Origin of the sequence: Corynebacterium sp. CCUG 51687, from assembly GCF_024453995.1 — a bacterium.
GTDB classification, from domain to species: domain Bacteria; phylum Actinomycetota; class Actinomycetes; order Mycobacteriales; family Mycobacteriaceae; genus Corynebacterium; species Corynebacterium pseudogenitalium.
Map to the genome: position 1 here is coordinate 243,149 of NZ_JAGPYT010000001.1, position 19,439 is coordinate 262,587.

General features: G+C 54.9%; 19 protein-coding genes. 18 read left to right on the plus strand and 1 reads right to left on the minus strand.

The genetic code is table 11. The annotated features are described in order from the left end of the window. Positions 1-30: 30 nt before the first annotated feature. From KBX13_RS01190 to KBX13_RS01275, 18 genes are all read left to right on the plus strand, one after another. On the plus strand, positions 31-660 hold the full coding sequence (locus tag KBX13_RS01190; protein ID WP_252930848.1) for a copper chaperone PCu(A)C: 630 nt from the start codon (positions 31-33) through the stop codon (positions 658-660). Between the two features lie 15 nt (positions 661-675). Then, positions 676-1,890, plus strand: coding sequence for a Dyp-type peroxidase (locus KBX13_RS01195; protein ID WP_256000240.1), 1,215 nt, complete (start codon positions 676-678; stop codon positions 1,888-1,890). 128 nt (positions 1,891-2,018) lie between these two features. Further along, complete coding sequence (gene thrS, locus KBX13_RS01200) at positions 2,019-4,088, plus strand: threonine--tRNA ligase (protein ID WP_070362367.1); 2,070 nt, start codon at positions 2,019-2,021, stop codon at positions 4,086-4,088. Positions 4,089-4,108: 20 nt separating this feature from the next. Continuing rightward, positions 4,109-4,660, plus strand: coding sequence for an HIT domain-containing protein (locus KBX13_RS01205; RefSeq protein ID WP_256000239.1), 552 nt, complete (start codon positions 4,109-4,111; stop codon positions 4,658-4,660). A gap of 4 nt (positions 4,661-4,664) precedes the next feature. After that, the gene (pgsA, locus tag KBX13_RS01210; protein ID WP_070362369.1) at positions 4,665-5,318 is read left to right on the plus strand and encodes a phosphatidylinositol phosphate synthase; all 654 of its coding nucleotides are present in this window, start codon (positions 4,665-4,667) and stop codon (positions 5,316-5,318) included. A 13-nt stretch (positions 5,319-5,331) separates the two neighbouring features. Then, positions 5,332-6,234: a phosphatidylinositol mannoside acyltransferase gene (locus KBX13_RS01215; RefSeq protein ID WP_256020376.1), complete on the plus strand. Its 903-nt coding sequence runs from the start codon at positions 5,332-5,334 to the stop codon at positions 6,232-6,234. Further along, positions 6,231-7,328 (plus strand): glycosyltransferase family 4 protein, encoded by a 1,098-nt coding sequence (locus tag KBX13_RS01220; protein ID WP_256005057.1) that lies wholly within the window; start codon positions 6,231-6,233, stop codon positions 7,326-7,328. The genes KBX13_RS01215 and KBX13_RS01220 overlap by 4 nt, the downstream gene beginning before the upstream one ends. After that, entirely contained in the window at positions 7,325-7,777 is a 453-nt protein-coding gene (locus KBX13_RS01225) for a hypothetical protein (RefSeq protein ID WP_070976797.1), read from the plus strand. Before KBX13_RS01220 ends, KBX13_RS01225 begins: the two co-directional genes overlap by 4 nt. Before the next feature lie 103 nt (positions 7,778-7,880). After that, positions 7,881-8,633 (plus strand): YebC/PmpR family DNA-binding transcriptional regulator, encoded by a 753-nt coding sequence (locus KBX13_RS01230; protein ID WP_070362373.1) that lies wholly within the window; start codon positions 7,881-7,883, stop codon positions 8,631-8,633. A gap of 106 nt (positions 8,634-8,739) precedes the next feature. After that, positions 8,740-9,270 (plus strand): crossover junction endodeoxyribonuclease RuvC, encoded by a 531-nt coding sequence (ruvC, locus tag KBX13_RS01235; RefSeq protein ID WP_070362374.1) that lies wholly within the window; start codon positions 8,740-8,742, stop codon positions 9,268-9,270. A 3-nt stretch (positions 9,271-9,273) separates the two neighbouring features. Further along, on the plus strand, positions 9,274-9,885 hold the full coding sequence (gene ruvA, locus KBX13_RS01240) for a Holliday junction branch migration protein RuvA (protein WP_256000234.1): 612 nt from the start codon (positions 9,274-9,276) through the stop codon (positions 9,883-9,885). A gap of 9 nt (positions 9,886-9,894) precedes the next feature. Further along, positions 9,895-10,974: a Holliday junction branch migration DNA helicase RuvB gene (gene ruvB / locus KBX13_RS01245; RefSeq protein ID WP_256020377.1), complete on the plus strand. Its 1,080-nt coding sequence runs from the start codon at positions 9,895-9,897 to the stop codon at positions 10,972-10,974. A gap of 24 nt (positions 10,975-10,998) precedes the next feature. Further along, positions 10,999-11,307: a preprotein translocase subunit YajC gene (gene yajC, locus KBX13_RS01250; RefSeq protein WP_256020379.1), complete on the plus strand. Its 309-nt coding sequence runs from the start codon at positions 10,999-11,001 to the stop codon at positions 11,305-11,307. Positions 11,308-11,467: 160 nt separating this feature from the next. Continuing rightward, positions 11,468-13,294: a protein translocase subunit SecD gene (gene secD / locus KBX13_RS01255; RefSeq protein ID WP_256008140.1), complete on the plus strand. Its 1,827-nt coding sequence runs from the start codon at positions 11,468-11,470 to the stop codon at positions 13,292-13,294. Between the two features lie 2 nt (positions 13,295-13,296). Further along, on the plus strand, positions 13,297-14,469 hold the full coding sequence (gene secF / locus KBX13_RS01260) for a protein translocase subunit SecF (RefSeq protein WP_252930853.1): 1,173 nt from the start codon (positions 13,297-13,299) through the stop codon (positions 14,467-14,469). Continuing rightward, complete coding sequence (locus tag KBX13_RS01265; protein WP_240492807.1) at positions 14,448-16,070, plus strand: ABC transporter substrate-binding protein; 1,623 nt, start codon at positions 14,448-14,450, stop codon at positions 16,068-16,070. The genes secF and KBX13_RS01265 overlap by 22 nt, the downstream gene beginning before the upstream one ends. Positions 16,071-16,098: 28 nt before the next feature. Then, positions 16,099-16,647: an adenine phosphoribosyltransferase gene (locus tag KBX13_RS01270; protein ID WP_070363506.1), complete on the plus strand. Its 549-nt coding sequence runs from the start codon at positions 16,099-16,101 to the stop codon at positions 16,645-16,647. A gap of 19 nt (positions 16,648-16,666) precedes the next feature. Continuing rightward, positions 16,667-18,946 (plus strand): bifunctional (p)ppGpp synthetase/guanosine-3',5'-bis(diphosphate) 3'-pyrophosphohydrolase, encoded by a 2,280-nt coding sequence (locus KBX13_RS01275; protein WP_083290771.1) that lies wholly within the window; start codon positions 16,667-16,669, stop codon positions 18,944-18,946. An 80-nt stretch (positions 18,947-19,026) separates the two neighbouring features. On the opposite strand, the gene KBX13_RS01280 is transcribed toward KBX13_RS01275, so the two are convergent. Then, entirely contained in the window at positions 19,027-19,359 is a 333-nt protein-coding gene (locus tag KBX13_RS01280) for a hypothetical protein (protein WP_070976807.1), read from the minus strand. Between the last annotated feature and the right edge of the window lie 80 nt (positions 19,360-19,439).

The window sequence follows — 19,439 nt, forward strand, 5'->3', positions numbered from 1 at the left end:
ACAAGTTTTTAGCAACGACTAAGGAGAAATATGAAAAACATTTGCACTGCAGCTATTTCGGCACTTGGTGTCGCCGCTCTTGCCCTGACGGCTTGCTCGCCATCGCAGGAAAACCCGTCGACATCTGCGCCAACCGCTGCAGAGACAACAACCGTGGAGTCCACTACGACTGCTGCTCCAGACAATGACAAGCTTCAGGGCGAAGGCGATATCCGCGTTGAGTCCGCGGCTATTCGTGCGAAAGCAGAAGCAGGCGCGGAAGACGGAAAGTCCATGACCGGGTTCTTCGGTACGCTGCACAACACCTCTGACAAGGACATTCACATCGTTGGCTTCACTACGTCACTCGGCGACGCCACCTACGAGATCCACGAGGTGGTAGATGGAGTCATGCGCGAGAAAGAAGGCGGCATCGAGATCCCCGCCGGTGGGACATATGAGCTCAAGCCTGGCGGTGACCACTTCATGATCATGGGCTTCGACCCTGCAATTCCGGCAGGCGACGTGGTCGATGTAACGCTTGAGTTCGCCGACGGAACCGAGGAGCAGATTCCAGACGTAGCCGTTCGCTCTATGCTTCCGGGTGACGAAGACTATGGTGAGCACGGGGAGCTCCAGGGGCACCAACATGGGTCCATGGGGGAAGGCCACAACCACTAATTGAAGGAAAGTCGAATGCCTGTCAACCGTCGTCATTTTCTCGCCGGGACTCTGAGTGTTGCTGCCGCCGGGGCAGCCACAGCTTGCGCGGAAAGCCGCGATGCTGTGGTGAATGCTCAGCAAGAGCCTGCGATAGACCTTGCCACAGCAACGGTTCCGTTTGACGGCATACACCAGGCAGGCATTTCGACGCCTCAACAGTCCTCACTAAATCTGATTGGTTTCAATTTTAAAGATGGCGTCGATAAGCCTGCGATTGCTCGATTGATGCGACTGTGGACTGAGGATGCCCGTGCGTTGACAGCCGGCGAAAACCCGTTGGCCAGCCTGGAACCAGAGATGACGGAACACCCCGCAAACCTCACCATTACCGTGGGGTTGGGAGAGAAGTTTTTTGATATCGCCGCGCCTGAGAGCAAACCGTCGTGGCTCCACGACATTCCGGCGCTCTCGCGAGACGAGCTTTCACGGAAGTGGGGCCAGACTGACGTGGTGTTGCAGATTTGCTCAGATGACCCACTGATGTGCGCATGGGCGATGCGTCATATGGTGCGAGCTGGCGTCGATTATGTAGCTACCGCGTGGGTGCAGCAAGGGTTCATGAATAACCCTGCTGTACACCGCGAAGGAACCACGCCACGGAATCTCTTTGGGCAGATTGATGGCACGGTAAACCCTCACACTGATGAGGAATACGACGCCCAGGTGTGGGCAAAAGGCGCTGCAGAGTTTGAAGGTGGAACGTCGATGGTGGTTCGTCGAATAGCGATGAACCTTGACACCTGGGAAATGCTCGACCGGACATCCCGTGAAGAGGCCGTCGGGCGCAGGCTAGACAACGGAGCACCCCTTTCGGGCGGCGAAGAGTTCACTCCGGTAGATCTGGAAGCGCGGGACGAATATGGCCTGCCAAAGGTCGATAGAAACTCGCACGTTGCCAGGTCAATGGCGCCTGAAGGGCACCCGGAGCAGAAATTTAAACGGCGCCCTTATAACTACAATTTGCCGCCTGAGCCTGGGCAAGAACAGCTGTCCAACGCTGGCTTAGTGTTCATTGCATTTCAGGAAAACCCAGATACGCAATTCACTCCGGTCCTCAAAAGGCTCGATGAGGCTGACCGACTGAATGAATGGATCACGCACATTGGTTCGGCGGTGTACTGGATACCACCGGGCACGCAGGCGCAAGATGGTGCTCCGAGTTTCTGGGCCGAGTCACTACTCGCGTAGTGAACGCGGTATGATTTTTGCCATGTTTGCCGACCGCAATATTTAAAGGTTCCGGCGAGCTTGTACGAATCCAGCTGGGTGCGTCCAGGTATGACGTACCTCATTGAAGCGCAAAGGAGCGCACGAACATGACGAATAACGACCAAACCCACCTTGCAGCCCAGGCTTTCACGGTCCCGGCGAACACTCCTGCCGGGGTTGCGATGCGCGAATTGTCGCTGCCGAATAAGGGCCCGGAGGCGGTTGTCTGCGTGCAGTCTGAAGACGGGTCGTTGAAGGACCTGTCATTTACGCCGGATGTAGACACCACAGTAACTCCAGTCACCGCGAACACTGAGCTGGGTCGGTCCGTGATTCGCCACTCGTGTGCTCACGTGTTGGCGCAAGCAGTGCAGATTGAGTTTCCGGGGACGAAGTTAGGAATTGGGCCAGCCATTGAGGGCGGCTTCTACTACGACTTCGACGCAGCTGAACCGTTCACACCAGAAGACTTGAAGCTGCTCGAGCGCCGCATGAAGAAGATCATCAAGCAAGGCCAGAAGTTTGTTCGTGGAGTCTACCCGTCGGCTGAGGCTGCAGCAGAGGACCTAGCTGATGAGCCGTACAAGCTTGAGCTCGTGCAGGACAAGGGAAACGTGGACCCTGACTCGGACGAAGCTACTGAAGTCGGTCACGGAGAGCTCACCCACTACGACAATGTGAATCCACGGACGAATGAAGTCGAGTGGCGCGATCTGTGCCGCGGGCCTCACGTGCCAACTACTAAGTACATTCCGGCGTTCGCACTGACACGTTCGTCAGCTGCGTATTGGCGTGGTAACCAGAATAACGCCGGGTTGCAGCGTATTTATGGCACCGCCTGGGAGTCGAAAGAAAAGCTCGATGAGCACATGTTGATGCTTGCAGAAGCAGAGAAGCGTGACCACCGTCGTCTTGGCAATGAGCTCGATCTTTTCTCCTTCCCGGAGGAAGTTGGGTCTGGTTTGCCAGTATTCCACCCGGATGGAGGAATTATCCGGATGGTGATGGAGGAACACTCCCGACAGCGTCACCTCGAGGCAGGCTATTCATTCGTCAACACCCCACACTTGACGAAGGGTGAGCTTTTCGAAAAATCTGGCCACCTGGACTGGTACGCAGACGGCATGTACCCACCGATGCAGCTCGACGGCGAGACCGACGACGAAGGCAATGTGACCAAACAGGCAGTCGATTACTACGTCAAGCCTATGAACTGCCCTATGCACAACCTCATCTTCGATTCACGTGGACGCTCGTACCGTGAATTGCCACTGCGACTATTCGAGTTTGGTACCGTGTACCGCTACGAAAAGTCCGGCGTGGTGCATGGCCTGACTCGTGCACGCGGTTTTACTCAGGACGATGCCCATATCTACTGCACTGAGGAACAGCTTGAAGATGAGCTGACGAGTGTGTTGGAGTTCATTATTTCTCTGCTCAGAGACTATGGGCTTGATGATTTCTACCTGGAGTTGTCCACCAAGGATCCCGAGAAGTACATCGGTGATGATGATATCTGGGAGCGTTCAACGAGCATCCTAGAATCAGTTGCTACCAAGTCTGGGCTCGAGCTTGTTCCGGACCCAGCAGGTGCAGCGTTCTACGGTCCAAAGATTTCCGTACAGGCTCGCGACGCCATCGGTCGTACCTGGCAGATGTCCACGGTTCAGCTCGACTTCAACCTGCCTGAGCGTTTCGATCTTGAGTACACATCCTCAGACGGAAGCAAGAAGCGACCAGTCATGATTCACCGTGCGCTCTTTGGATCAATTGAGCGATTCTTCGGCGTGCTGCTTGAGCACTACGCCGGTGCATTCCCGGCTTGGCTGGCACCGCACCAGGTTGTAGGTATCCCCGTTGCTGACGATTTCGCTGGACACCTTGACGGCATCATCCAGCAGCTGCGGGCGCGCGGCATCCGAGCTGAGGTCGACCATTCCGATGACAGGATGCAGAAGAAGATTCGGACGCACACCACTCACAAGGTTCCGTTCATGCTGCTCGCTGGCGCGCGTGATGTGGAGGCAAACGCTGTAAGCTTCCGCTTCCTCGACGGCACCCAAATTAATGGAGTCGGCGTCGACGAGGCTGTCGAGCTTATCACCAACTGGGTGGACGAAAAGTTCAACGAACAACCAACGAAAGAGCTGGTTGAACAGCGCCAGGCTGACCAGTAGAAGTAGAGAGGCGCTCAGAAATGTATGAGGACATTGGAGTTGGTACTCCAGACAGACTTCAGCGTCTTTGGGCGCCGTACCGTTCGAAGTACATCGCGTCAACGCCACGCGATGAGAAGGGGTCAAGTGATCCTTTCGTGCAGATTCCTTCGATGAGCGATGAAGAGGGGCTCATCGTGGCTCGAGGGGAGACCGTTTACGCGGTGCTGAACCTTTATCCGTATAACGCTGGGCATATTTTGGTCGTGCCGTACCGTAAGGTGGCGGAGATTGAAGCCCTGACCGCGGAGGAATCAGCCGAGCTTATGAGGTTCGTAACGCTCGCAGTGAAAACTCTCAAGGCGGTATCAGACCCCGAAGCGATAAACGTTGGCATGAATTTAGGCAGGGCCTCCGGAGGCTCTATCGGAGATCACCTACACGTGCATGTGGTTCCGAGGTGGGCAGGGGACTCAAATTTTATGACAGTCATCACTGGCACCAAGGTGCTTCCGCAGCTGCTGCGTGAAACGCGCCAACTATTAGCAGAGAGCTGGAAAGAAGTGGCGGCTCAACAGACTGGAGGGGAGTAGGCAGATGCTCAGTGTCCATGGACGAAAACCTGCCGCCGTTGTCGTAGAACCGGTCGCCACTGCATTGCTTAAAGCTGGTCTAACACCGAACTGGACAACGCTTGGTGGAACAGCGCTCACTGTGTTGGTAGCCGTCGTGCTCATTCCAACTGACCATCTTGTTTTGGCAGCTATTCTGAGTGGTCTTTTCGCGGCTTTTGACATGGTGGATGGCACGATGGCCCGTCTCCGCGGGGGAGGGACTGCTTTCGGAGCTACGCTTGACGCAAGTTGTGACAGGATTACTGACGGAGCGCTCTTCGGTGCCATCGTGTTCTGGCTGGTGTACGTAGATCAAGCTTCTCCGGCGCATGTCGCAGTTTGCCTTGCGGTACTAGTACTCTCCCAGGTGATTAGTTACGTTAAGGCGCGCGCGGAGGCCGGGGGTATCAAGATTGTCGGCGGGCTGGTTGAGCGGCCTGAGCGTCTTCTCATCGCGCTTGTCGCGCTGGGATTGGAAGGCTTCGGTGTGCCGTACGCCATTGAATGCGGGCTTTGGCTGCTGTTTTTCGGCTCGATATATACGGTTGCGCAGCGACTCGTTATTGCAGCGAAGGATCCTGCATCAAAGCGGCAGATTGCCGCGCCAGCAGGAGCTAAAACGTTTGGGTCGCGCTAGGACCGAAGCGCGCATGCAAACGTTCAAGGATGAGTGCGTATATCGCAGCTACTGGATGGGGTGGAAGCTGCTATCAATGCTGCCTTACAGTATCGCCTACTGTCTGATGATGTTCGTTGCCGACATTTACTCTCGCAATGGGAGGTTACCGGAGCAACTTCGTAAGAATCTCTCGCGTGTGGTTGGACCTGAGAACGTCACGCGTTCGCTTGTGAAGAACTCGATGCGGTCATACATGCGGTATTGGCTCGAGGTCTTTTGCCTGCAGAAAGTAATCTCGAACGAACGGTTTCACAAGCAATTCTCTGCATCGATACAAGGAATTGAGCATCTGGAGTATGCGATTCAACAAGGCAAGGGTGTAGTGCTCGCATTACCGCACTCGGGGAACTGGGATCTTGCGGGTGCATGGCTTGCTCACCGATACGGGAGCTTTTCGACGGTCGCGGAGCGGGTAGAGCCCGAAGAGCTCTACGATGCGTTTTTGGAATTTCGACGTGGGTTAGGAATCCAGGTGATTCCTTCGCGTGGTGCGTCGAGACCTCCAATGCAACTCCTCGAGGAAGCTCTGTACAAACAAGGGATTGTCTGTTTGTTGGCAGATCGTGATCTCGGTGGGCACGGGGTGCCGGTAGCATTTTTTGGAGAGCAGACGACAATGCCCGCCGGTCCGGCAGTATTAGCGGAGAAGACTGGTGCGACACTGCTCGCAGTACACAATGCATTTGAGAGTTCAGGCAGCATGGATGGGTGGGTGACTAGCGTATCGCCGCCGATTGTTGCAGATTCCGTAGAAGGTAAAGTGGAAAAGCTTGCGGGCTGGTTTGAGCGCGGAATCAAAAAGCACCCACAAGACTGGCATGTGCTTCAGCCGTTTTGGATCGCAGACCGGAAGAAAAAGGTAGCGAAGGGATGAAAATTGGTATCGTGTGCCCGTATTCTTTCGACGAACCAGGTGGGGTTCAAGCGCACATCCTTGACTTAGCTGAATCACTTTTGCGCCAAGGGCATGAAGTGAAAGTGCTCGGGCCTGCGCGTGATGACACGCCTCTTCCCGAGTTTGTAAAGAAAGGCGGGCGTTCGTTACCTATTCCGTATAACGGCTCTGTCGCGCGCCTGGCGTTCGGCCCTAAAGTTTTTACGACTACTCGCGAATTCCTGTGTGATGGCGAATTTGATGTATTGCACATCCATGAGCCCAATTCTCCTAGCTATTCGCTCGCAGCGCTTATGTTGGCTTCGGGACCGATCGTCGCTACATACCACACGTCTACAACTGGGTCTCGCATTTTGCAGCTTGCACTGCCGTTTTTGCGGAAATATTTGGAAAAGATCCGCGGGGGTATCGCAGTAAGCGAGCTTGCTCGGAGGTGGCAGGTTGAACAGATCGGAGCCGATCCGATCGTTATCCCTAATGGAGTGGACACTCGGAAGTTCGTAGCCGCCCGGAAGCTAGCGCCGTTGAGCTCCGTCGGGCCTGTTCGAATCGCATTCTTGGGGCGTATCGACGAGCCAAGAAAGGGGCTAACGCTGCTTCTCGAAGCGTTCGATCACCTTGAAGGACGAGTCGAACTCACGGTGATCGGAAGCGGGGAGCCTCGGCAGATTCCAGGAGTGAACTTCGTCGGTCGCGTAAGCGAGGAGGAAAAGGCGAGATTGCTGGGGGCGTCGGATATATTTGTCGCTCCGAACACTGGGGGCGAATCGTTTGGCATCATTCTCGTGGAAGCGATGGCTGCGGGCTGCGCCGTTGTGGCCAGTGATCTAGAGGCCTTTTCGCTGGTATGTGATGCAGAATCATCTGACCCTGCCGGGATTCTTTTTCCTGTAGGTGATGTTGCCGAGTTGACAAAGGCGTTACAGGCTTTGATTGACGACGCTGCTTTGCGCCTGGAGATGGGCAGAAGAGGGCAACTGCGAGCCGCGCAGTATGACTGGTCGACAGTGACTGCTCAGATTATGGCTGTATACGAAGCAGTAAGTGTTGGTGAGAAGGTGACACTCGCATGACAACTATTGCCCTAGTGGTGTTCGCAGCGGTAATCACGTTGCTGTTTGCCTGGGCATATTTCACTGCGCAACGGCTACACCGCCTCCATATCCGTCTCGACCGTTCACGCGACGCACTTCAAGCTGCGCTCGACCAACGCTGTGCTGTCATTGCCGCACTGTATCCGGAAATGCGCGAGGAGTGCCGGATCATCGAATCATTGCGTTTGACTCCAGTTGACGTAGAGGAACGACTTCAGTCCGAACAAGAAATGCGGAAACACATCGAGAGACAAGGGACGATGCTTCCCGCTGATATTGACGCTGCAGATACTCGTGTGGCAATTGCACTGCGGTTTTATAACGACGCTGTCAGGGATGTTCGTTCGCTACGGCTACGGCCCGCCGTAAGGCTTCTTCGATTGGGTGGGACCGCAGCCCTGCCAGCCTTCGCTTCGCTTTCCCTTTAGCGGCTGAACCTTGCTCGCGGTTCTGCAGCTCAACCTGTTCGGGCGTATAGTAGGTTGACGTTCAATTACCAATAGTCAACCGTTTTAAGCGAAGGGATACCGGATGTCTGGCCACTCAAAGTGGGCTACTACTAAACATAAGAAGGCCGCGAACGACGCAAAGCGTTCCAAGCTCTGGGCGAAACTGATCAAAGATATCGAGGTTGCAGCTCGCACTGGTGGCGGCGATCCAGCAGGAAACCCGACGCTTGATGACATGATCAAGAAGGCTAAGAAGGCGTCGGTCCCGAACGACAACATCGAACGTGCGCGTAAGCGTGGATCGGGCGAGGAAGCCGGCGGCTCTGACTGGGAGTCGGTGATGTACGAGGGGTACGGCCCGAACGGTGTCGCTCTGTTGATCGAGTGCCTGACGGATAACCGTAATCGAGCAGCGACTGAAGTTCGTACGGCAATGACCAGGAACGGTGGCAATCTTGGTGAAACCGGTTCTGTGGGCTACATGTTCAATCGCGTCGGTGTCGTCACGGTGGCGAAAGGGGAGCTCACCGAGGACGATGTGTTGATGGCGGTACTTGACGCTGGTGCAGAAGAAGTTAACGATCTTGGCGAAGAGTTTGAAGTTACCTGTCAGCCGACCGACCTTGCCGCAGTCCGCGAGGCGTTAGTGGAGGCCGGTATCGAGGTTGAGGGCTCTGAGCAGGACTTCCGTGCTGACGTGGAAGTTGAACTGGATGCATCTGCAGCTGAAAAGAATCTGAAGCTGATTGATGCCCTCGAAGACTCTGATGATGTACAGAATGTGTACTCAAACATGTCTATTCCTGACGAGATCGCAGCCGAGCTCGACTTGTAAGGCGTAGTCTGTTTTTCAACCACCATTCGTTGCAGCGAGTGGTGGTTCTTTTTCAGACTATGGTAGAACATATGTGCCAGTACAATATTCGGCGGAAGGAAGCGCGGTGAACCTCCAAGGTCTGAGGGTAATGGGCATAGATCCTGGTTTGACCCGATGCGGCCTTTCGGTAGTTCAAGCGGGGAGAGGACGTCAGGTCATACCGATTGCCGTCGGTGTAGCGCGCACTCCTTCCGATGTGGAACTATCGGAGCGTTTATTGCGGATCTCGAAGTCGGTAAGCGACTGGATGGATGAGTATAAGCCCGACGTGGTTGCGATGGAGCGAATTTTCGAACGCAGTAACGTATCTACCGTGATGCATACTGCCCACGCCGTCGGGGTAATGGTCCTCGCCGCTGCAGAGCGCGATATACCAGTGCACATGTATACGCCCTCAGAGGTAAAAAAGTCAGTTTCTGGTAATGGGCGCGCTGATAAGAAACAGATGACTACGATGATTACACGTATTCTTGGTCTGAGCGAGCCACCAAAGCCAGCAGATGCTGCAGACGCGTTGGCCATCGCTGTTTGCCATTGCTGGCGAGCCCCGTTGCTTGCCCGAGCTTCCGCTATTGAAAAACTGAGAAAGAACTAGTTCATGATTGATTCCCTCCACGGTGACGTCCTTTCGATTGGCCTCGATCATGCTGTTATCGGCTGCGGGGGCGTTGGCTATCGCTTCTTGGCGACGCCACCAACGCTCAGTCGCCTAACTCGTGGTGAGCATGCGGATGTAGTCACCAGTCTGGTGGTCCGCGATGACGGTATGACCTTGTTTGGGTTCGCGGATGAGGACTCGCGGACTATGTTTCACAAGCTTCAAACCGTGAGTGGGCTAGGGCCAAAGCTCGCGATGGCAGCACTGGCAGTCTTTGGGCCTGGGGAACTGGCCGAATTGATTTCGAGTGGTGACGCGAAGAAGATTCAAACGATTCCTGGCGTCGGTAAGAAGATGGCAGAACGAATCGTGTTGGAGCTGAAAGATAAGGTTGTCGGCTTGTTTGAAACGGGCAGCGAAGCGAGCCACGGTGCAACGGCTCCGGCTGCTTCAGACTCAGGCATCAGTGAGCAGATTGTAGAAGCACTGGTTGGGCTTGGATTTACCGAGCGTAGTGCACGGACTGTCGTCGAACCTCTCGTTGCGGAACAACCGGATACTGATCCATCGAATCTGTTGCGCGAAGCGCTGAAGACGCTATCGAAAAAGTAGGTGGGGTTCATGTCAGACGTTGAAAAAACCGTATTCCAGTTGCCGGATGATCTTTCACGTCCCGATGGGGCTCCCGTCAGTGTCAATGCGCATAGTGATGAACACGATATTGAGAGGTCTCTCCGTCCGAAGTCGCTTGATGAGTTCATTGGACAGCCGAAAGTGCGTGAGCAGCTCAGTCTTGTACTCGCGGGTGCTAGTCAACGCAGCGTCACACCGGACCACATCTTGCTTTCCGGTCCGCCAGGGCTAGGAAAGACAACGATGGCGATGATCATCGCGCAGGAACTCGGAACTTCCTTGCGGATGACCTCTGGTCCAGCGCTTGAACGTGCTGGTGACCTCGCTGCGATGCTTTCGAATCTTATGGAAGGCGATGTCCTCTTTATCGATGAGATTCACCGTATTGCACGGCCTGCGGAGGAAATGCTGTATATGGCAATGGAGGACTTCCGTATTGACGTCATTGTTGGAAAGGGGCCCGGGGCGACGTCAATTCCACTTGAGATTCCACCGTTCACCCTGGTCGGTGCAACGACTCGCGCTGGTATGCTCACTGGTCCGTTGCGGGATCGTTTCGGTTTTACGGCACAGATGGAGTTTTACGAGGTTACTGACTTGAGGCACGTGGTCGAACGTGCTGCGAAGATCTTGCAAGTTGAGATCGACAAGGACGCAGCAGTCGAAATCGCTTCACGTGCACGGGGAACTCCGCGTATTGCGAATAGATTGCTGCGACGTGTTCGTGATTGGGCAGATGTGCATGGCAGCGGACGAATCGATATTCAGGCGGCGCGTGCTGCGCTGGAGGTGTTTGACGTTGACGACCTCGGGCTTGATCGGCTCGACAGAGCGGTCCTGAATTCGCTCATTCGTGGCCACGGTGGGGGACCTGTTGGCGTCAATACACTGGCAATTGCTGTAGGGGAGGAACCGTCTACAGTCGAAGAAGTATGCGAGCCTTACCTGGTGAGAGCAGGATTGATGGCACGTACTGGTCGTGGCCGCGTTGCTACGGTGGCTGCCTGGCAGCACCTTGGCATTGATCCGCCACCGGATGCTCCAGGACAGGCACTCGTTTCAACATAATTGGGAGTATGTCAATATAGAGCTATGGAAATCATCCTTATTTTGCTCGTCCTATTGGTGTTCATGCTTCCGTCAATCTTGATGATGCGAAGCCAGAAGAAGCGTCAGCAACAGGTGCAGGAGATGCAGTCCTCTATTCAGCCCGGTGACCATGTTGTGACGGTTTCTGGCCTTCATGGAGACGTTGTGGACGCAGATAACGCAACGCTTCGAATTGAAATTGCCCCTGGTGTTGTCGTCAAGATGGAGACCGCCGGAATTATGAAACGAGAGGCAGTCGAGACCGCGGTTCAGGAACCTGCAGCAGACGATTCGGAACAACGTCCGGAATAGTCCATCTCAGAGTTACGGCAAATGCTGTCTAGCTGTCTTTACCGATATGACAGTTGATGACGTACGATAAATCGATGTGCACCACACCCCGCTTTACCCAAAGTTTCGGGCAAAGCGGGGTGTGGCAGTGAAATAACGTAGAAATAGAGGAGTTAGCTCGGTGTCCAAGAACACTCAGCGTTCCGGCGAGTTGAGATCAAAGCGGAAGTGGCCTGCGCGCGCGCTGGCGCTTTTTGCGCTCATCGTCATTGGCGTGTACTCATTAGTATTTTTCACGGGCGATAAGTCCGCAACCCCGAAGCTTGGTATCGACCTGCAGGGCGGTACTCGCGTGACCCTCGTTCCGCAGGGGGACGAGCCAACTCGCGAACAGCTCGACGAAGCGCGAAACATTCTTGAGAAGCGTGTGAACGGCATGGGTGTTTCCGGCGCGACTGTCGTCGTTGACGGCAATACCCTAGTGATCACTGCCGCGGGCGACGACACATCGGAAGTACGCAACATTGGACAGACTTCGCAGCTGCTGTTCCGTCCGGTTATGCAACCGCCTGCACCTTCCGCGGATTCGATTGGTGAGGTCTTCGCAAAAACCGCGAACGATTGGATCCGGTATGGGGTTTTGACCGCGGATCAAGCCAAGGCGATTGGCGAACAGGTGAAGAAACAGGTTGCCGAACAGGGGCAAACCGTTGAGATTCCTGCTATTGATGCGAAACCGTTGCCTGAGCCGAATGGTCCTGTGGAGTCCTCGGAGCGCAGGGCTGACCAGGCTGAGATGCTCAAGGCAACTCGTCAGTCTGAGGACCCTACCCAGCAATTCGTTGCTATGTCGATGCTGAGCGCGTTGTGTGCCGTGCAACCTACTGATCCATTGGCCGGCACCGACGACGAAGCAGCACCACTTGTAGCCTGTGACCCTTCATCTGGCCAGGTACTGCTCCTCGGCGAGGTGCCATTGCTTGCAGGAGTTACCGATACGGACGGCCCGCGTCTCACCGGTGAACAGATCGACACTGGCCGCTCGATCACTGGTGGATTCAACCCGCAGTCGAGCCAGATGGAGATCAACTTCGCTTTCAGCCAGGCAGGCGAGTTTAATGGCTCGTCTACCTGGGCGCAGCTGACGAGTGAGATGATCGGGCAGCAGATCGCGATCACGCTGGACTCACAAATTATCTCCGCACCTGTCATTCAGGGCGCAACCCCAGTCGGTTCCGCAACCTCTATTACAGGCAACTTCACTCAGGAGGAAGCTGAGAGCCTCGCAAACAACCTGCGGTACGGTGCGTTGCCGCTTTCTTTCGCGGGTGAGAATGGCGAACCTGGTGGTACAGCGATGACAGTGCCGCCGTCACTTGGTCTGGCATCCTTGCAGGCAGGCTTCTATGCAGGCATTGTCGGTCTGATTTTGGTCGCAATTTTCGTGTTCTTCTACTACCGGCTCTATGGTCTTATTTCCCTGGCTACGCTTTTCTTTGCGGGTCTTCTCGTTTACGGCTCGCTAGTTCTGCTGGGGCGCTGGATCGGCTACTCGCTGGACCTCTCCGGCGTCGCCGGTTTGATCATTGGTATCGGCACTACTGCGGACTCCTTCGTCGTCATCTACGAACGCATCAAGGACGAAGTTCGTAAGGGCAAGACTTTCCGCTCTGCATCTGCCTCCGGATGGGATCGAGCGAAAGATACAATTATTACCGGTAACATGGTGACCCTGATCGGCGCGGTCATTATTTACTTCCTTGCGGTTGGCGATGTGAAGGGCTTCGCATTCACGATGGGCCTTACGACCGTATTTGACCTGCTAGTGACGTTCTTGGTCACTGCTCCGCTCATGGTGTTCGCTTCCCGGTCCCGATTCTGGTCGAAGCCAGCTGTCAACGGTATGACCAAAGTGTTTGCTGCGGCGCAGCATGACAAGGACGTGAGCGAGGAAGCTCATCAAGGCGTGGCTGCAGAAGCCGCGTCGGAAAGTATTGAGGTGAAGTAGCAATGTCGTCATCGCAAATTGAAACCGTTGCTTCCGTCGTACCAACTGTCGAGGAGCCCGGCCGTTGGGAGCGTCTGTACACCGGCGATGCGGCGATCGATTTCGTCGGTCGCCGTAAGCTCTGGTACGGGATCACCATGGCACTGGTAGTTATCTCGCTGCTTGCGATGCTGGTCCGTGGATTCAACCTTGGTATCGACTTCGAAGGCGGTACCAAACTCTCGATGCCGGCCGACGATCTCGTTGCCGAAGAAGTCGAGGAGACATTTATCGACGCGACTGGCGTCACTCCTGAACTGACTCAGATTATTGGTGCCGGTGATGCCCGGACACTTGAGATTAATGCTGAGCATCTGAGCCAGGAACAAATCGACCAAGCGCGGCAGGCGATCTTTGAGAAGCATCACACCAAGAATGCTGAAGGGGAAGTGTCTGCCGACGCAATTGGTGATTCGACTGTTTCCGAATCGTGGGGTGACACAATCACGAAGCGGATGTTGATGGCGATGCTGGTCTTCCTCGTCGCTGCAGCCGTGTACGTGGCTGTCCGCCTGCAACGAGAGATGGCCATCGCGGCGATGGGTGCATTGATCATTGACGGCATACTGATCGTAGGGTTCTATGCCCTCTTCGGGCTGGAAATTACCCCAGCCATGATTATCGGTCTGCTTACCGTTTTGACCTTCTCCATTTATGACACCGTGATCGTCTTCGACAAGGTGAAGGAGAACACTAGTGGTGTATTGGACTCGCGTCGTTCTACCTATGCTGAAGAAGCGAACCTGGCAGTGAATCAAACGGTCATGCGCTCGATTTCTACTTCCGTCATTTCTGCACTCCCGATCGTCGCGCTGATGATTGTGGCAGTTTGGATGCTCGGTGTGGGTACACTCCGGGATCTCGCCTTGATCCAGCTGATCGGCGTCATCGAAGGTATCTTCTCCTCGCTATTCCTCGCGACTCCGCTGCTGGTAACGCTTATGGAGCGCAAGCGCGCTTACAAGGAACACAACGTTGAAGTAGAGAAATACCGCGCCGGTGAGATCGTCGACCACGACGATGAAGCCACTGTAAAGCCAAAGCGCACCGTTGATACACCGGTTCGTAGTGCTGTGGAAGGCAGCGATGGAGACGAATCGCCGGCAATGAGCACTTGGCGGCCGTCGACACGCTAGGTAAACCAAGTATGAGTAGCGTATTTTCACGCGCCGTTGCTGCTTTTTCTGTAGTGTTGCTCGCAACGGCGTGTTCCGACGGTGGTGCAGCGTCGAACTCTAATAGCGAAGAGTTTGGCTATCAGGTACAAGCACCACTGGTCACAGTGAACGCGGGTAGCGCTGAGGGGCACTCGACGCTGGCGCAAGAACTATCTGGTCGTTTGTACCCCGGAGTTTACGTTCCGGGCCCCAACGGACAAATGATCCCCAATACCGACTTGGTAGAGACGCAAGTGCTGCCCGGCGACAGGCGTCAGGTGATTTACACCATCTCCGATGCGGCAGTGTTCTCCGACAATACCCCAGTAACGTGTAATGACTACCTGTTGACGTTCACAGCTGGGAAGCTACCAGAGCTCTTCGATTCTTGGATGCCTCTTTTCGACGACGCTGATACATTGGCATGTCAACCCGGATCAAAAACTTTCACTCTCACAATGAAGGAGAACCGTGGCGCCCGTTGGCGCGATCTTTTTGAACCCGGAACAGTTTTGCCGTCACACGCAGTTGCAGCGCGTGTCGGAATGTCGGCGGAAGAGCTCGTCGATGCGCTTACTGCACGTGACCCAATGAGCCTTCGAAGCATCGCAGATATTTGGCGTTACGGTTTTGATCTGAAGCAGTACGATCCTGAACTTCAAGTATCGTTCGGACCGTACAAGATTGAGAGTGTTGGCAAAGAAGGCGAAGTAGTCCTCGTCGCTAATGATTCCTATTACGGTGATGCTCCAGCGCTGCAGAAGATCGTGGTCTGGCCAGGGAATGCAGATTCCGGTGAACTAGTTGCCTCCGGCGGATTGAAAATCGGCAACCTCGAAGAACCCGCACCAGACTGGTACGACGTAAACGCAGAGAGAGAACCAGTTGATGTGACGAGCGTTGTGGGGGAACTCACTGACGCGTTGGTCATGGCCAAGTCAGGCCCCTGGGCAGAACCAGAACGGCGCAGAGCGCTTGCTCACTGTGTGAATCCGTCTGAAGTCGCACAAACTTCCTCGAAGATGTCGGGCCTAGAGGTTGCAGCTGCTCCAGTACAAGTAGTTGCGCACAGTGACCCGCTGGCGTCGAAAATTGAAAGTGTCGGTGAGACGGCAACTGAGTATGACGTCGAAAAGGCACGTGCTGCAAGTGGCAGTGTTTTGCGGATCTCGACGCCGATGCGGTCGGCACGGATCTCCGCAATGATTCAGACGATCCGAGCACAGTGCGAACCGGCGGGTATTGAAGTTCTCGACCAGTCGGAGAATCTGGCGACGTTGGCCGAGTTGCCGGGCTATGCCATGGACGAACAAGGCCAGATCGTAGAGAAAGAGGGCACCGTCGATGCGCTTTTGATGCCAATCGATTCTCAAGTTGAGTACCCAGCTGCGAACAATCGGGTGCAGGAACTCGACGCATTGCGGAGTCAAGAGAATTGGCTTTGGCGGGAGATTCCGATTCTGCCACTTTCAGCACAGCCTCGCTCGTTCGCGATTGATCAGCGAGTTGAAAACGTTGTTATGTACACAGGCTTGTCGGGAATTGGCTGGAATATGGATCGATGGTCCGTTGATGAGTAAAGAAATGAAGCTATCCAAGGAGAAACCCATGGGCGATTCGAAGGACACGTTTGAAAGCGCAAAGGAAGCGCTTCGAGAAAGGATCCGTAAAGTACCAGATTTTCCCGAAAAGGGCGTGTTGTTTGAAGACCTCACACCGGTGCTTGCAGATGCACATGCCTTGCGGGTTGTTATCAAAGAAATGGCGCGTGTATCTGAGAATCTTGGAGCAGACCTTGTTGGCGGCCTGGATGCCCGTGGTTTTCTCCTGGGCTCAGCTGTTGCATACGAGATGGGCGTAGGCATCCTCGCCATCCGTAAGAAGGGGAAGCTCCCTCCGCCGGTGATTACACAGGAATACAAAACCGAGTACAGCACTGCAGCTTTGGAAATCCCGGCGTCGGGAATTGACCTCGACGGTAAGAAGGTTGTTCTCGTTGACGATGTACTTGCTACAGGCGGAACTCTTTCCGCAGCAACCGATTTAATCCAACGCGCAGGTGGTAGCGTTGTTGGATACGTAGTAATGCTCGAGGTACAAGGACTGGACGGTAGAAGCCGCTTAGGAGATGTTCCCGTGGTAGTGCTCGACCAATAGGAGAGTTTGGAGGCGGACTGTGACTCAAGAGAAAGCACCGAAGAGGAATACACCCTCGATGCGAAGTGTGTCCGCAATACTTGCTCGTTCGCTCACTGGCGGTGTGCGGGTCCGTAGCAATCCGGTCCTGGACCCGCTGTTATCGATTCATCGACGGCACCATCCGAAGTGCGACGTCGCATTATTGAATCGTGCCTATGAGACGGCTGAGCAGCTTCACGATGGCGTGTTCCGGAAATCAGGCGACCCATATATTACGCACCCGCTTGCCGTAGCCACGATCTGTGGTGAAATTGGTATGGACACCACAACGTTGGTGGCAGCACTGTTGCATGACACCGTTGAGGACACTGACTACACCCTGGATGAACTTACTGCCGACTTCGGGCCTGAGGTGGCACGAATCGTCGATGGCGTAACGAAGTTAGACAAGGTTGCGCTTGGGGCGTCGGCAGAGGCAGAAACGATCCGGAAAATGATCGTTGCCATGGCGGAGGATCCCCGGGTACTTGTGATTAAGGTTGCGGATAGGCTCCACAACATGCGCACGATGCGCTTTCTTCCTCCTGAGAAGCAAGCGAAGAAGGCGCGCGAAACCCTTGATGTGATTGCACCGCTTGCACACCGCCTCGGGATGGCGACAGTGAAATGGGAGCTTGAAGATCTCGCGTTCGCGATCCTCTACCCGAAGAAATACGAAGAGATCGTGAGGTTAGTTGCTGACCGAGCGCCCTCGCGGGACAGAGCTCTTGCAGAGATTATTCGTGAGTTGCAAACCGAACTGAAGAAAAACGGTATCGACGCAGAGGTGATGGGGAGGCCGAAGCACTATTGGTCCATCTACCAAAAAATGGTTGTTCGAGGCCACGAGTTCGACGAAATCTTCGACCTCGTTGGCGTTCGCGTGCTCGTCGATAATCTCCACGACTGTTACGCAGCGGTCGGCGTCGTCCATGCTATGTATTCTGCAATGCCGGGCCGATTTAAGGACTATATTTCGAATCCGCGATTCGGTGTGTATCAGTCGCTGCACACGACGGTGATGACGAACAGCGGGCGAGCTCTCGAAGTACAGGTACGTACGCACGAGATGCACTACAACGCCGAGTTCGGTGTTGCAGCTCACTGGCGGTACAAAGAGACGAAAGGATCGCATAAGGGAGATCAGGCTGAAGTAGATCAGATGGCGTGGATGCGCCAACTGCTTGACTGGCAAAAGGAAGCTTCAGACCCAAATGAGTTTCTTGATTCACTGCGCTACGACCTGACAAGCAAGCAGATTTTCGTCTTCACGCCACACGGCGATGTTATCAATCTTCCTGCCGGTTCGACTCCTGTGGACTTTGCCTACGCGGTGCACACTGAGGTAGGCCACCGATGCGTGGGGGCAAAAGTTAACGGCAAACTGGTTGCTCTGGAGTCACAGCTGCAAAATGGTGACCGCGTCGAGATTTTTACCTCGAAGGACCCAAATGCCGGGCCTTCTCGTGACTGGCAAGACTTTATTGTTTCACCGCGTGCGAAAACAAAGGTGCGTCAGTGGTTCGCGAAAGAACGGCGCGAGGAACACCTCGAAGTCGGACGCGATGCGCTGGCAGCGGAAGTACAGCGGAGCGGACTTCCACTTCACCGGCTATTTACGCCTGAGTCAATGCGTGATATTGCACGCAGACTGCGTTACTCCGATGTAGATGCCCTGTACACGGCTATCGGCGCTGGGAATGTTTCGTCCCGGCATGTTGCAAAAATGCTGGTCGACCAGTTTGGTGACGTCGAAGACGCCGCAGATCTTCTGGCGGATCGGACGCCCCATTCAAAGATCATCCGACCAGAACCCTCGGGCGATGGCCCTGTAGTCTTGGTGCAGGGCAGCCCGGATGTAATGGCCAAATTTGCCAACTGCTGCCAGCCGGTTCCTGGCGACGATATCTTCGGGTTCGTAACCCGCGGTGGAGGGGTTTCGGTGCACCGCACAGATTGCACCAACGCGAACAAGCTCAGGCAAGAGCCAGAGCGGTTGATCGAGGTTTCGTGGTCCGGCGCTGGCGGCTCTGCGGGTACCTCTATCGTGACCGTTCAGGTGGAAGCTCTTGACCGGCACGGCCTCCTCGCGGAACTCACGGGGGTAATGTCTGAACAAAAATTGGCGATTCTATCGCTTTCCTCACAAGCGAAGGAAGACCGTATTGCCACGATTCGATTCAGCTTCCAGGTTTCGGATACGAAGCAGCTCGCTTCTGTGATGAATCTGATCCGGAATGTTGAAGGGGTATTCGACGTCTACCGCGTCGGTGTATAGAAAAGTGGGGTAACCCGATCACGGGTTACCCCACTTGGGTGCGCTAGTGGGAGATGCCAGTGTGGCACCTAGCCAGCGGTCTACTTGCGCAGGTACTTGTCCAGGAATGCGAACAGGGTACCGAGCGCACCGATGACGGCGGTGAACACTGCGATCCAGTCACGGATTTCAGATGGGGACATGTCCTTGACGGAGGAGCCCTCGTCGCTCGACTGATCCTTAGGAGCCTGCTTCGTGGTGGACTTCTTGGAGGTGGTGTTCTTCACCGTCGGGGCCTTCTCAGTCTTGGTGTTCGAAGCTGGCTTGGCCGTGGTGGTTGGGGTGGTGCTTTCTGCAGCCTCAGCAGCAGCAACGCCAGAAGTTGCGACAGCTACAGCAGTGGCTGCTGCAAGAATACTTTTACGGAAGTTCATGAGTTTTCCAATCTGACGGGATTGACAAATGTACGAGTGCAAACTCTAGTTGGCTATCAGACGTTTTGCAAGACTTTGAA

What these genes read in the sequence shown, in the direction of transcription:
- KBX13_RS01190 (WP_252930848.1), top strand. Translation starts at nt 31, where the DNA reads ATGAAAAACATTTGCACTGCAGCTATTTCGGCACTTGGTGTCGCCGCT.
- KBX13_RS01195 (WP_256000240.1), top strand. Translation starts at nt 676, where the DNA reads ATGCCTGTCAACCGTCGTCATTTTCTCGCCGGGACTCTGAGTGTTGCT.
- thrS (WP_070362367.1), top strand. Translation starts at nt 2,019, where the DNA reads ATGACGAATAACGACCAAACCCACCTTGCAGCCCAGGCTTTCACGGTC.
- KBX13_RS01205 (WP_256000239.1), top strand. Translation starts at nt 4,109, where the DNA reads ATGTATGAGGACATTGGAGTTGGTACTCCAGACAGACTTCAGCGTCTT.
- pgsA (WP_070362369.1), top strand. Translation starts at nt 4,665, where the DNA reads ATGCTCAGTGTCCATGGACGAAAACCTGCCGCCGTTGTCGTAGAACCG.
- KBX13_RS01215 (WP_256020376.1), top strand. Translation starts at nt 5,332, where the DNA reads ATGCAAACGTTCAAGGATGAGTGCGTATATCGCAGCTACTGGATGGGG.
- KBX13_RS01220 (WP_256005057.1), top strand. Translation starts at nt 6,231, where the DNA reads ATGAAAATTGGTATCGTGTGCCCGTATTCTTTCGACGAACCAGGTGGG.
- KBX13_RS01225 (WP_070976797.1), top strand. Translation starts at nt 7,325, where the DNA reads ATGACAACTATTGCCCTAGTGGTGTTCGCAGCGGTAATCACGTTGCTG.
- KBX13_RS01230 (WP_070362373.1), top strand. Translation starts at nt 7,881, where the DNA reads ATGTCTGGCCACTCAAAGTGGGCTACTACTAAACATAAGAAGGCCGCG.
- ruvA (WP_256000234.1), top strand. Translation starts at nt 9,274, where the DNA reads ATGATTGATTCCCTCCACGGTGACGTCCTTTCGATTGGCCTCGATCAT.
- ruvB (WP_256020377.1), top strand. Translation starts at nt 9,895, where the DNA reads ATGTCAGACGTTGAAAAAACCGTATTCCAGTTGCCGGATGATCTTTCA.
- yajC (WP_256020379.1), top strand. Translation starts at nt 10,999, where the DNA reads ATGGAAATCATCCTTATTTTGCTCGTCCTATTGGTGTTCATGCTTCCG.
- secF (WP_252930853.1), top strand. Translation starts at nt 13,297, where the DNA reads ATGTCGTCATCGCAAATTGAAACCGTTGCTTCCGTCGTACCAACTGTC.
- KBX13_RS01270 (WP_070363506.1), top strand. Translation starts at nt 16,099, where the DNA reads ATGGGCGATTCGAAGGACACGTTTGAAAGCGCAAAGGAAGCGCTTCGA.
- KBX13_RS01280 (WP_070976807.1), bottom strand. Translation starts at nt 19,359, where the DNA reads ATGAACTTCCGTAAAAGTATTCTTGCAGCAGCCACTGCTGTAGCTGTC.